The organism is Klebsiella sp. S69 (genome assembly GCF_016516145.1).
Lineage (GTDB): Bacteria > Pseudomonadota > Gammaproteobacteria > Enterobacterales > Enterobacteriaceae > Klebsiella > Klebsiella oxytoca.
In genome coordinates this window covers 57,407-69,975 of sequence record NZ_JACVUU010000022.1, presented here as the reverse complement: position 1 = coordinate 69,975, position 12,569 = coordinate 57,407, and the positions used below count along the sequence as shown (strand labels likewise).

Below are 12,569 nucleotides of genomic sequence, written 5' to 3'. Positions count from 1 at the left end.
CGCAGCCGGTTCGCTCTTACGCAACTAACCGCCCCTGCGTGTGGGCGGTTTTTTTATGCTCTGAAGATTACCCGGCGCTAAACCGCGTGACAGGCGACGAGGTGGCCGTCGGCAACCTCCCTTAGAAGCGGAATATCACGGCGGCAGCGGTCGCTGGCCTGCGGGCAGCGCGAGGAAAAACGACAGCCGGAAGGGGGCCGGGACGGGTCGGGAATTTCACCTTGTAGCGCCGCGACCGGCTCGCTGTCCGGATCGAGGGTCGGTACCGCCGCCAGCAGCGCCCGGGTGTAGGGATGCAGGGGGCTGCTGAATAGCGCATCGCGGCTGGCGGTCTCTACCAGCTGACCGAGATACATTACCGCTACGTCATCGCACAGATGCTCTACTACCCCCAGATCGTGGGAGATAAACAAAAACGTCACCCCATGGTCGTCTCGCAGGTCGGAAAACAGATTGATAATCTGCGCCTGAATCGACACATCGAGGGCTGAAATCGGTTCATCGGCAATAATAAAATCCGGGTTTAAGATCAGCGCACGGGCAATGCCGATGCGCTGACGCTGGCCGCCGGAAAATTCGTGCGGGAAGCGGTTGTAATGCTGCGGAGACAGCCCGCAGATGCGCATCACCTCAAGGGTTTTGTCATACAGCTCCGCCCGGCGACAGAGTTTATGTTCCAGCATCGCCTCGCCGATGGCGACGCCAATGCGTATGCGCGGGTTTAATGAACTGTAGGGGTCCTGAAAAACCAGCTGGATTTTAGGCCGCAGCGCGCGCATCGCCTGCGGCGACAGTTCGGCAAGCTCCTGGCCGCGAAACTTCACGCTGCCGGCGGTCTTCTCGTATAGCCCCAGCAGCGTGCGGCCAACGGTGGTTTTCCCGCTGCCGGATTCGCCTACCAGGCCAAAAATCGTGCCCCGGCGAATCTTAAAGCTCACACCATCCACGGCCCGCAGCACGCCGGTCTGCTGGCCGAATAGCCCATCGCGTAGCGGGAAGTGTTTTTTTAGCCCATCCACTTCAATCACGTATTCATGATTCATGCCACGGACTCCGAAAGTTCACTGTAAAAGCAGGCGGCCTGCCGGTTATGCCCCGATAGCGGCGGAATGCTCTGTCGGCAGCGCGCGGTGGCTTTTGCGCAGCGCTCGGCGAAGGCGCATCCGGCGGGAAGGGCGGCGAGGTCCGGTACCTGACCGGGGATTGAGTAGAGGCGTCGCCGCCGCTCCCCCGGCACAGGGCGCGAGGCGATCAGCCCCTGGGTATAGGGATGCTGCGGGTTACGCAAAATGGCGGCTGTCGCACCTTGCTCAACGATACGCCCGGCGTACATCACCACCACGTGTTCGGCCATCTGCGCGATAACCCCGAGATCGTGAGTAATCAGCATCATCGCCATCCGGTTGGCTCGCGCCTGGTCGCGCAGCAGTCGCAGGATCTGCGCCTGCACGGTGACGTCCAGCGCGGTCGTCGGCTCATCGGCAATCAGCAGCTTCGGCTGGCAGCTCAGCGCCATGGCGATCATCACCCGCTGCAGCATGCCGCCGGAAAGCTGGTGTGGATAGCTGGCCATCAGGCTATCCGCGCGCGCCAGTCCAACATCAGCCAGAAGCTGGATAGCGTGCTGCCATGCGATCTTCGGCGACTCGCCGCGGTGGCGAATAAGCGGCTCGCACAGCTGCTCGCCGACGGTGAGTACTGGATTAAGGGCGCTCATCGGTTCCTGAAAAATCATCGCCAGCTGATTGCCGCGTAGATCGGCCATATGGGCATTTTTCAGCCGCAGCAGATCCTGATCCTCGAAAAGTATCTCCCCACCGTCAATGCGCGCCGCCTGCGGCGGCAGCAGGCCCATTAATGACATGGCGGTAACGCTTTTACCGCAGCCGGATTCGCCGACGACGCCAACGGTCTGCCCGGCGCGGATAGTGAACGACACCTCCTGCACCGCGCGTACCCGGCCTTTGTCGGCGGCAAAAGAGACCGAAAGTTGATTAAAGGTAATTAATGCGCGACTCATTTCAGCCTCTGTTTCATTTTGGGGTCCATGGCGTCGCGCAGGCCATCGCCCAGCACGTTGATGGCAATGACGGTGATAAAAATGGCGATCCCCGGCGGCATCCATAGCCAGGGGCGGCGCTGAAAATCGATCAGGCTGTTAGCGGCGTCCATCATATTGCCCCACGACGGCGTCGGCGGCACAACGCCAAGCCCGAGGTAGCTAAGTGCAGACTCGCTGAGAATAGCGTTAGCCACCGCCATCGTCGCCATCACCACCAGAATCGGTACCGTATTCGGCAGCAGATGACCAAACAGACGGCGCCGCGCCGACAAGCCCAGCACCTGGGTCGCCAGCATAAAGTCGCGCTCGCGCAGGGAGAGGCACTGCCCTCGTACCAGCCGGGCAAGCTTCGGCCACTCCAGCAGGCTCAGCATAACTACCACCATATAGATGCGTGAATCCGGCGAGAAATCGAGCTCGGAGAGCATCGCTCCCGCGACAATCAGCAGCGGCAGGCCGGGGATGGTCATCACCAGATCGGCAAAACGCATGATGAGTTTATCGGTCAGGCCGCCGGCGTAGCCCGACAGCGCGCCGAGCAGATAGCCAAGGGTGACCGACAGCAGCATGGTCAGCAGGCCGATGATCAGCGAAATGCGTCCGGCCAGTAGCAGGCGGGTGTAAATATCGCGACCGAGAAAATCGGTACCCAGCCAGTGCTGCGCGCCGGGTGGCTTGTTGATCATCAGCGCGTCGGTAGCATCGTCCTTCCACGGCGACCACAGCGGCCCCAGCGTGCACCAGAGGGCCATGATGACCAGCAGCAGCAGGCACAGCATCGCCAGACGATTGTGACGCAGCGCCTGCCAGGCCTGACGCCAGGGGGACGGCGTAACCTGCGCCAGCGCCGGAATTTCCGCGTCGCGCAGGCGTCGGTTGGAAGAGAACAGGGAGCTGAGCATCAGGACCTCACGCGAATGCGCGGGTCGACCCACGCGTAAAGCACATCGGCAAGCAGATTGCCAAGAATGGTGAGCACCGCCAGAAACAGGGTGAATCCCATTAACACCGGGTAGTCGCGGGCGGCCAGCGAATCAATATGAATATGTCCAGCCCCGGGCCAGTTAAATACTTTTTCGGTGATGATCGCCCCGGAAAACAGCCCCGGCAGCTCGAAGCCGAGCAGGGTAATGATCGGCAGCAGGGCGTTCCGCAAGGCGTGCTTCAGGATAACCGTGCGTTCGCGTAGCCCTTTAGCGCGGGCGGTGCGGATAAAATCCATTTTCACCACCTCGAGCATGCTGGCGCGAAAATAGCGGGTCAGGCTACCTGCCTGGAGCATCACCAGCGCCAGCACCGGCAGCACCAGATGGGCGGCAACCTGTAGCACATAGCCCCAGCCGCTGTCGTCACTACCGGTACGGGTCATGCCGCCAACCGGCAGCCAGTGCAGGTCGACGGCGAACCACTTGATCAGCAGCAGACAGAGGAAAAAGGTCGGGAACGACATGGCGGCGAAGACCGCGACGCTCACCAGATGATCGAACAGCGAGTTGGGCTTCAGCGCCGAGATTGCGCCGACCGTCAGACCAATCCCCCAGTAGAACACCAGCGCCACGCTGGCCAGCAGGAAGGAGTTCCAGATGTACTGGTTAAGCAGCTGGCTGACCGGAATCTGGTACTGCAGCGAGAACCCAAGATCGCCGCGCAGCAGCTGGCCAAGCCAATGGATATAGCGGGTGAGTAACGGCTGGTCCAGACCGTAAATCGCCTTCAGTTCGGCGGCGCGGGCGGCGGTGAGGGTGATATTGCCGTCGATAAAATCGCCCGGCGTTTTGGCAAACAGCATAAAGATAATGAATGAAGCCAGCAGCAGCATCGGCAGCGTTTGCAGCAGCCGTCTCAGGATGAAATTTCTCATGACATTCTCACGTCAGCCGCCGGACATCCCGGCGGCTGGGGATTTACTTAACGATTTTGACATCCGGCAGGCTGCCGGTCAGGCCGTTGTAGATATCCGGTTTGAAGCCGGTGACCCGGGCGCTGCTCGCCGAGAGAATTTCGCGGTAGCCGAGAAGGATCACCGGCGGGTCCTGCGCCAGTACCTGATACAGCTGGTGGTAGATAGGCTTGCGTTTCTCAACGTCGAGCACCGAGTTACCTTCGGTAATCAGCTTATCGACCTGCGGATTGTTATAGCCGGACTCTTTCGCTTCCGCGCTGTAAAAATCCCACACGCCATCATGCGGGTCGTTAAGGGTGCTGGTGCTGAACGACGCCAGATCGTAATTACCCGACTTACGCTGCGCCATCAGGGCGTTGAAATCGACGACCTGCGGTTTTAACAGGACGCCAATCTGCTGCCAGTTCTCTTTGGCGATGGGGATCAGCGCATCGTTAAGCACTTTCTTACTCACCAGCAGGGTTAACTCCAGGCGTTTGCCCTCTTTGACGCGGATACCGTCCGGTCCCGGTTTCCAGCCGGCATCGTCCAGCAGCTTCTTCGCCTGCGCCGGGTCATAGTGATACGGGTTCACTCCGTCGGCGTTCCAGGCCCAGGAGATTGGCGCGATAGGCTCAATCGCTACTTTACCGTAGCCCTGGTAGACCACATCAATCAGCTTCTGGCGATCGAGGCCGTAAATCAGCGCCTGGCGTACCTTGATGTCCTTCAGCGCCGGGCGGCGGACGTTAAACTCCACCTGGCTGTAGTCGCTGGAGCCGTAAAGGTTGATGTTGGCAAAGCCGAGCATTTTCAGCTGTTCGATATCGTCCGGACGCGAGGTAAAGGCGTCGTAGTCGGTTTCGCCCGTCTGGAAGAGCTGAAAGTTGGTCGCCGGGTTGGTCACGCGATAGATAAAGCGCGGGGTGGGGGGCGTACCGCGATAAAAATGGCTGTTGGCGTGGAAACGAATCTCCTGGCCGGGGATATATTTGTCATAAACGTAAGGACCGTTGCCCAGCGGTTTGCCGTGCAGGGTGCGCAGATAATCGAGATTGCCGCGCTGGTAGCCTTTGCCGTAATACGCTCTGGAGAGTACCGGACCGCCAATTTTTGCCAACGTCGTCGCGCCCGGCTGGGTGGTGGTCACCTGGAGCGTCAAGGGATCCAGCACTTTCAGACCGCTGACGCTATCGGCTTTCGCCGCTTTGTACTCCGCGCCGCCGGCGATATTGGCGAGCGTAATATCGGTATCGCCGTCGTATTTCGGGTCCAGCAGCACGGTGAGGGTAAAGGCGACATCGTCAGCCGTCAGCGGCGAGCCGTCGCTAAAGGTCAGATTGGGTCGCAGCTTGATGGTGTAGACCTTGTTGTCCGGACTGACCGTCCAGCTTTCGGCGAGACCCGGCACCAGTTTGCCGTGGCTGTCCCAGTCGATCAGGCGGGAGAAGATCACGTTGGTGACGTTTTCATCCCAGCCGTTGACGAAGAAGTAGGGGTTAAAAATGCCCTGTGGCTCGGAAATGCCGGCCACGACGGTATCTTTACGCAGCTTTGCCGCTGCGGGGATCTGGCTGGCATCGCTGGCCGGGGTGATCCCTTCTTTTAAGATCTCGTCGGCGATGGCGACAGAAGAAAATGCCACCGCGCCGCCGAGCAACGCGATTTTCAGAGCAAGCGCGAACCGCGTCTGTTTGGTTTTTAACCCGTGCAGTAGTCTGGACAAAAGTGCTCCCTCATCAAAGAATTGCGTAGTGTATTTACAAATCATGACGAAAGATAAGAGGCGCTTAGCGCCCTGTCTAACACCGAAAGGCTATGGCTTATAGCAATTTAGCATTAGCAATAATTCAGTATTAATCTGCCACTTTTGCGCTAAACGCCAGCATTCTCCGCTGCCGTATCGCCGGAAAGGGTTAAGCGGTCAGCCACCCAGCCGGCATGCTGCTGTAAATGAGGATTGGCCAGCGGCTTCGCCAGGCGTATCCGCAGCTGGCCAATCACCCGTCCCTGAATCTGCTCGCAGCTGCCGTATAACAGGCGGGCATCGGCGCCCAGCAGCGCGGCGATGCGCTGTAAATCCGGTTCCTGCCCGCTGCTGCCGTCAAAATGCAGCGTGACCAGCTGCTGGTTTTCGCTCAGCGAGAGTCGTTCTTCCGCACGGTCATGATGGAGCGTGCCGAGCAGGCTTTGCGTGACAGCATGTCCGGGATGACCAAATACTCGCCACACCTCGCCCTGTTCGATAATTTCTCCGAGCTCAAGCACCGCGACCCGGTCGCAGAGGGTGCGAATGACGTCCATCTCATGGGTGATCAGCACGATGGTCAAACCAAGGCGCTGGTTGATCTCTTTAAGGAGTTTTAGTACTGCAAGGGTATTTTCCGGATCGAGGGCCGAGGTGGCTTCGTCACACAGCAGGATCTCCGGCTGCGTGACCAGCGCACGGGCGATACCGGTGCGCTGCTTCTGGCCACCGGAAAGCTTAGCCGGCCAGCTGTCGCGCAGATCGCTGAGGCCGACAAGCGCCAGGATCTCCGCAACCCGTTTCTGCCTTTCCGCCCGCGGTACCCCGGCCATTTTCAGCGGCAGCTCAACGTTCTGCGCCACCGTTTTGGTCGCCATTAAATTAAAGTGCTGAAAGATCATCGCGACCCGCCGGCGCAGGTCGCGCAGCTGGCTGCGGGAGTAGTGCCGAGTATGTTCGCCGTGAATGGTAATCTCACCGCTGTCGGCGTTTTCCAGGCGGTTGAACAGGCGCAGCAGGGTTGATTTTCCGGCGCCGCTGCGGCCAATAATGCCGAAGATTTCTCCCTGAGCGATCTGCAGATTAATATCCCGCAGCGCCTGCACGCCGTTGGGGTAGGCTTTACTTATCTGGCTCAACTGAATATGCGTTGTGGCGTTGGGTTTTTGCGTCACGATGGCGGCTCTGTTAACGAAATTAAACGGCAGCCTGCAGGCTGCCGATGAACATCCGGCGATTAAAAACCGGGCAGGATTTTGCCTTTATAGCGGGTGAGAATGAAGCTGCGCACGCGGTCTGAGTTCAGGGCTTTCGCCAGCTTCTGAATGCCGGGATCGTTGATGTTGTCGGGACGCGCCACCAGATACTCGACGTACAGATCGCTACCTTTTTCCACCAGCAGCGCCTTATCGGTATCAATTCCGGCCTCCAGCGCATAGTTGGCGAAGATAAACGCCAGATCGACCTGATTCACCGCCCGCGCCAGCATCGCGCCTTCCAGCTCGCGAATTTTAAAACGGTGCGGATTAGCGGTGATATCTTTGGTCGCCGACTGCGGATCCTGCGGGTTTTTCAGGGTAATCAGCCCGGCATTGCTGAGCATCACCAGCGCGCGACCGGTATTCACCGGATCGTTCGGAATGGCAACGGTGGCGCCATCCGGTACCTCTTTGAGCGTTTTATATTTACTCGAATAAGCGCCAAAGGGTTCAATATGCACGCCGACCACCGGAAGCAGATGGGTATGGCGGGTCTGATTGTAGTTATCAAGGAAAGGGCGGTACTGGTAGTAGTTGGCGTCGAGATTTTTCTCCGCCAGCTGCTGGTTAGGCTGGATAAAGTCGTTAAAGACTTTAATTTTCAGATCGACCCCCTGTTTCGCCAGCTCGGGCTTCACGAACTCGAGAATTTCGGCATGGGGGACCGGCGTTGCGCCCACGGTCAGCGTCTCATTGGCGCTGGCGGACAGGGAGAAAAGGGCCAGAAGCCCCGCTGCGAGGATTGTTTTTTTCATTGTCTTATTCCTGAAGCTATTGTTATTTGCGGCTCATCGCCTTCACCAGGCGATCGCCGCTCATTTGTACTATCTGCACCAGCGCAATCAGCAGCAGAACGGTGATCGCCATGACGTCCGTCTGGAAGCGCTGATAGCCAAAGCGGATGGCCAGGTCGCCCAGCCCGCCGCCGCCGATGACCCCCGCCATGGAGGTATAATCGACCAGTAAAATCGCGGTCACGGTCACGGCGGCAATAAGCCCGGCGCGCGACTCCGGCAGCAGGGTGTGCCAGATTAGCTGCCAGGTGTTGCCGCCCATCGACCAACTGGCCTCCACCAGACCGTGCTCCACCTCGCGCAGCGCGGTCTCAACCAGCCGGGCAAAGAAAGGCGCGCAGCCGACAACCAGCGGCGGAATGGTGCCTTCAACGCCCAGCGAGGTGCCGGTAATCAGCGTCGTCACCGGGATCATCACAATCAATAAAATGATGAAGGGCAGCGAGCGCAGAACGTTGACCCCCAGCGACAGCAGGCGATAGAGGCGCGGAGCATGGAGCAGGCGAGGCTGGCCGCTGAGATAGAGCACAATTCCCAGCGGTAGGCCAATCAGCACGGTAAACCCCAGCGACCAGCCCAGCATGGTCAAGGTATCGAGACTGGCCTGCGCCACGTCGCTCCAGTCGATATCAGCAAAAAAAGCCAGAGCGCCGTTCATCTCAGTTCCAGTCATGGCGTTGTGGAGGAATGCCGTTCAGCACCCAGTTGCCCAGCAGCTGATATTTCCAGCGCACCGGATCGTGCAGGGTGTGGACGCGGCCGTTGCGCCAGTGGCGATCAAGATTGAGGGCGATGCTGGTTGAGCGGGTGCCGCTAAGCTCAAACAGGCGGCTGGCGGCTTCCAGCGCCGCTTCGGTGGTAAAGACCTTGGCGCGCGCCACGGCGATAGACGCCTGAGCAACGTTATCCTCGCTCAGTGCGTATTTATAGCGATCGAGCACTTTGCCGGCCCGCTCCAGCAGCGCATCGGCGGCGGCCAGCCGGCTGTCAAGCTGGCCAATATGGTAGATAGTCAGCGGGTCTTCGCTGGCCCGCTCAACGCCGGCATCGATCCACGGGCGAGCGAACTGGCTGACAAAGTTCACCGTGTCGTTAAGCGCCGCGCGGGCAATCCCCAGGTCGATAGCGGCGGTGGTGAGCTGGGCAAACGGCCCGGCAAGGGTTGGCGTCGCGTAGGATTTCCAGGTCGGGAACAGGTGGAAAGGCTCGACGACAAGATTCTCCGCCAGGACCGTTCCGCTGGCGGTGGTACGCTGGCCGAGGCAGGCCCAGTCGTCGATGACCGTCAGCCCAGCCGATTCGCGCGGCACAAACGCCAGCTGCGCGTTATTCTCTGCATCGAGCGCCAGAATGCCGATCCAGTGGGCGTAGAGCGAACCGGTGCAGTAGCCTTTTCGGCCGGTGATGCTCAGACCGCGTTCGCTGGCCTCCAGGCGAGTGCGGATATCGAGTACCGTCTTGCCGCCGGTTTCAGAAAGCGCGTTGGCAAAGCGATAGCCTTGCAGCGCCTGAGCGAAGAAAAATGCCTGCTGCTCTTCGCTGCCCTGCAGACGGATATCCTCCAGAAGACAGTAATGGTTCTGGGGAATTTGCCCCAGCGACGGGTCGGCGGCGGAAATAATCGCTATCACCTGGGCCAGCGTGGCGGCGGATACCTCGGCTCCGCCCCATTGCCGCGGAACGGTGATACCCCACAGGCCGCTATTGGAGTAGGTATCGATAATCTCCGGCGGCACGCTGCCGCTGCGATCGCGTTGCGCCGCGCCGGGCTGCAGTACCGCCGCGATTTCATGGGCGATGGCGATGGCTTCGTCATCGCTGCGGATAACGTATGCCTTTGGCGTCTGGCGGCAATAGTGAAGGGTCTGTTTTTCGTCGGGCATAGTCACTCTCATGGTTAACAAACGGCATATGCTAAAAATAGCTAAGTAAATGCCTGATAATTCCAGTGGGTTATATAACTGTTAAAGCAAAGGCTATGCCAGAACGCGTTTCTTATTTAATGTTTATTAAACAGTAAGTTAGTTTTTTGGTACGCGCTCGTACTGCTGCAATTGCAACGCAGAATGAATCAGCGTGTTGGATTTGCGACAGTGGGCAGAGTGAACAGGCTTTGAGTCACGCAGGCGTTTCGGCCCCGGCTTACCGGGGCTCGAGTGTCGTTGAGGGATGGCGGGGAATTATCGCGCCTGCCAGAGGATCTCCGGTTGAGCAAAATTTTCTTCGACGCGGGCAAAAAAACGGCTGGCGTGCAGGCCGTCGACAAAGGCGTGATTGAATTTGCCCGCGACCGGAATAATACCGTTTTTCAGCTTGCCCCAGGTGAGGGCGGGCACCGACGCGCCAACGTAATACTCAGCGTGAGTCATAGCGCTGAAATGCAGCCACGGCAGGCAGCTGGCGCAGAAGAAATTTTCGCCGTTGACGATAAGCGGCGCCGGCGCGGTGTGTTTTGCCGCCTCGATATTTGGCGTGGCGGCCTGGCTGAAGGCGGCAAAATCGGCGGCATTCTCGCACCAGACCTGGCGGAAACCTTCCTGGGCGGTCATCACTGGCGTCATCACCGCCAGCTGGTCATATTCGATAATATCGTCGCCCAACAGCCGCTGTTTAAGCTGCGGCACCTCGTTCGCCGCGCGCACAAGGGCGAAGAGGGCCAGCTGGAAAAACGAGACGCCGCGATCTTTCGCGCACTCATATAGCCGCTGCGCCTCGACAGGAACGCAGAGATTAAAGCTGGGATTGGCAAAACCGCGATAAAAATCAAAATGATCTTTTCGCGGCCAGGTTTGTTTGTCTATGACGTGATAGTTGGCCACGGGCGTCTCCTGTTGAATCAATGTCTGACACTATGCGACGATTTCAATCAGGTTGCCATCGGGGTCTTTAATTACCGCTTCATAATAGCCATCACCGGTGGTCCGAGGCGCAGAAACCAGAATATCCTGCTCAGCGGCGCGTTTTGCCAGCCTGTCGACGTTCTCCGCGCCGCCAACGGTTATCGCCAGGTGCACCCAGCCGGTGTGGTTATTATCCGCCGTCAGCGCAGTCAATCCCGGCTTGGTCATCAGCTCAATGGCAATATCATCGCCGATCCTGACAAAAAAGGATTCAAACCCCGGGTTGGTCTGACTGCAGTACTTCTCATTTATCTCACCGTCGAAGAAGGCTACCCAGAAGCGGGCCTGTTGCTCAAGCTGACGGGTCCAAAGGGCGATATGGGCAATTTTCATGGCAAACCTCGGTATAGGGTGTGTTGACAGTCAGGGTACGAATGCACGATTATGCGCTTTATTGCTCGATGAACAATCTTTCAGGAGTTATTTTTTGCTCGATTATGCTGCTTTTCCTAAACAACGACAAGCGCTTATTTGCCAGATCCTCCAGGAGAACGGCAGAGTGGTTTGCGCCGAACTGGCCAGCCGTCTGAACGTCTCCGAGCATACTATTCGCCGTGATTTACATGAGCTTAGCCGCGAGGGATACTGCAAAAAGGTCTACGGCGGCGCGGTGATGACCCTGCCTGAAGCCGGTGACTACAGCGCGCGCAAAGAGAAAAATACGGCGACAAAAAGCAGAATCGCGCAGAAATGCGCAAAGCTGGTGAAGCCCGGCGGCTGCATATTCATTGATACCGGCACCACCAATCTGGCGATGGCGGAGGCGCTACCGGCGGAGCTGGCGCTAACGGTGGTCACCAACTCCCCCGAGATCGCTGCCGTATTGCTCAAAAAACCGCTGTATGACGTCGTGATGCTTGGCGGGCAGATCCAACGCGCCACCGGCGGCTGCGTGGGGGCCTCCGCCGTGGCGCAGATTCAGGGTATGCTTTTCGATCAGGGGTTTATCGGCGGCTGCGCCATGGCGCCTGAGTCGGGCCTGACAGGCTTTGACTATTCCGACTGCGAATTTAAAAAAGCGGTCATTAAACAGTGCAGCGAAATTATTGTCGGCCTGACCTCCGATAAGATCCCGGCGGTGGCGCGCTTCGTGGTGGTCGAGAGCAGCGCCATTGACGTACTGGTCGTGGAGGAAAATATCAGCCGGGAATATCGCGACGCGTTCAGCGAGCACGACATCCGTATTTATACCGTTTAAACGGTATGTTGGCCTACTTTGACAGCGAAGTGGCAATCAGGCGCAGGCCGAGCGCGCCCAGTACCGTGGCGGTGACGATATCAATCTTACGCTTCATGCGCAGATAGACGCTGCGCGGGCGGGCGGAAGAGAGCACCAGCGCCACCAGCGAATACCAGCTGACGTCGATCAGGAAGCTCATCAGCGGCACGATATAGTAAAAGGCCAACGGGATGCGTTCCGGCAGCAGGGCGGTAAAGATAGAGGCGAATACCAGCGCCGTTTTCGGGTTGCTGAGCTGGGTATAAAGGCCATCGCGGAAGGTTTTCAATAGTGAATGTTCCGCCGCCATGCCGCCTGCGGCAAAATCCATCGGCTGCGCCGCGCCGCGGTAAATTTTATAACCCAGCCACAGCAGATACAGGCCACCCGCAACCTTCAGGCCGATGAACATTTCCGGCACCGCCGTCAGCACTTTTTGCAGCCCCATCATGGCCATTATCGAAAAGATAGCCGCGCCCGCGCCGGTTCCCAGCGCGGTGACCAGACCGTGCACCCGCGAGCGCGCAACGGCGTTGCGGGCCACGTAAATAAAGCTTGGACCGGGGCTGATAACGCCCATAATGAGAACCGCGGCAATGGCCATCAGGCTGGATAAGAACATAAGCGCTCCTGGTTGATGTTGAGCGCTAAAGTCGCATGGGGCTCCGGCTCATCAATGTTTTCTCTGTCAAAAAATAAACAATCT

Annotated in this window: 13 protein-coding genes; 1 reads left to right on the top strand and 12 read right to left on the bottom strand. The window is 58.6% G+C overall.

All coding sequences use genetic code 11. The features are described 5' to 3' along the window. Positions 1-77: 77 nt before the first annotated feature. The 11 genes from IAE27_RS20845 to IAE27_RS20795 all read right to left on the bottom strand — a co-directional run bounded on the left by IAE27_RS20845 (position 78) and on the right by IAE27_RS20795 (position 10,977). On the bottom strand, positions 78-1,043 hold the full coding sequence (locus IAE27_RS20845) for an ABC transporter ATP-binding protein (protein ID WP_023321139.1): 966 nt from the start codon (positions 1,041-1,043) through the stop codon (positions 78-80). Then, on the bottom strand, positions 1,040-2,020 hold the full coding sequence (locus tag IAE27_RS20840; RefSeq protein ID WP_004113486.1) for an ABC transporter ATP-binding protein: 981 nt from the start codon (positions 2,018-2,020) through the stop codon (positions 1,040-1,042). Before IAE27_RS20840 ends, IAE27_RS20845 begins: the two co-directional genes overlap by 4 nt. Further along, the gene (gene opp4C, locus IAE27_RS20835) at positions 2,017-2,964 is read right to left on the bottom strand and encodes an oligopeptide ABC transporter permease (RefSeq protein WP_049128661.1); all 948 of its coding nucleotides are present in this window, start codon (positions 2,962-2,964) and stop codon (positions 2,017-2,019) included. Before opp4C ends, IAE27_RS20840 begins: the two co-directional genes overlap by 4 nt. Continuing rightward, on the bottom strand, positions 2,964-3,923 hold the full coding sequence (locus IAE27_RS20830) for an ABC transporter permease (protein ID WP_004102780.1): 960 nt from the start codon (positions 3,921-3,923) through the stop codon (positions 2,964-2,966). The genes opp4C and IAE27_RS20830 overlap by 1 nt, the downstream gene beginning before the upstream one ends. A gap of 43 nt (positions 3,924-3,966) precedes the next feature. Beyond that, positions 3,967-5,670 carry an ABC transporter substrate-binding protein gene (locus IAE27_RS20825; protein WP_070555927.1) on the bottom strand — a complete coding sequence of 568 codons (1,704 nt, stop codon included), beginning with the start codon at positions 5,668-5,670 and terminating at the stop codon, positions 3,967-3,969. A 149-nt stretch (positions 5,671-5,819) separates the two neighbouring features. Beyond that, positions 5,820-6,866 carry a methionine ABC transporter ATP-binding protein gene (locus IAE27_RS20820; protein ID WP_154022419.1) on the bottom strand — a complete coding sequence of 349 codons (1,047 nt, stop codon included), beginning with the start codon at positions 6,864-6,866 and terminating at the stop codon, positions 5,820-5,822. Between the two features lie 62 nt (positions 6,867-6,928). Then, positions 6,929-7,705 carry a MetQ/NlpA family ABC transporter substrate-binding protein gene (locus tag IAE27_RS20815; protein ID WP_023321136.1) on the bottom strand — a complete coding sequence of 259 codons (777 nt, stop codon included), beginning with the start codon at positions 7,703-7,705 and terminating at the stop codon, positions 6,929-6,931. Between the two features lie 22 nt (positions 7,706-7,727). Then, positions 7,728-8,402 carry a methionine ABC transporter permease gene (locus IAE27_RS20810; protein WP_070555929.1) on the bottom strand — a complete coding sequence of 225 codons (675 nt, stop codon included), beginning with the start codon at positions 8,400-8,402 and terminating at the stop codon, positions 7,728-7,730. Position 8,403: 1 nt separating this feature from the next. Beyond that, positions 8,404-9,627, bottom strand: coding sequence for an SfnB family sulfur acquisition oxidoreductase (locus IAE27_RS20805; protein WP_064373828.1), 1,224 nt, complete (start codon positions 9,625-9,627; stop codon positions 8,404-8,406). Positions 9,628-9,924: 297 nt separating this feature from the next. Further along, entirely contained in the window at positions 9,925-10,563 is a 639-nt protein-coding gene (locus IAE27_RS20800; protein ID WP_016810075.1) for a CatA-like O-acetyltransferase, family 1, read from the bottom strand. Between the two features lie 30 nt (positions 10,564-10,593). Further along, a complete protein-coding gene (locus tag IAE27_RS20795; RefSeq protein WP_004102759.1) occupies positions 10,594-10,977 on the bottom strand; it encodes a VOC family protein in 384 nt (127 codons plus the stop codon). 94 nt (positions 10,978-11,071) lie between these two features. Between IAE27_RS20795 and IAE27_RS20790 the strand changes: the two genes are divergently transcribed. Next, positions 11,072-11,842 (top strand): DeoR/GlpR family DNA-binding transcription regulator, encoded by a 771-nt coding sequence (locus tag IAE27_RS20790; protein ID WP_004113471.1) that lies wholly within the window; start codon positions 11,072-11,074, stop codon positions 11,840-11,842. A 13-nt stretch (positions 11,843-11,855) separates the two neighbouring features. Here IAE27_RS20790 and IAE27_RS20785 read toward each other — a convergent pair whose 3' ends face one another. Next, complete coding sequence (locus tag IAE27_RS20785) at positions 11,856-12,485, bottom strand: LysE family translocator (protein ID WP_004102757.1); 630 nt, start codon at positions 12,483-12,485, stop codon at positions 11,856-11,858. Positions 12,486-12,569: the final 84 nt, after the last annotated feature.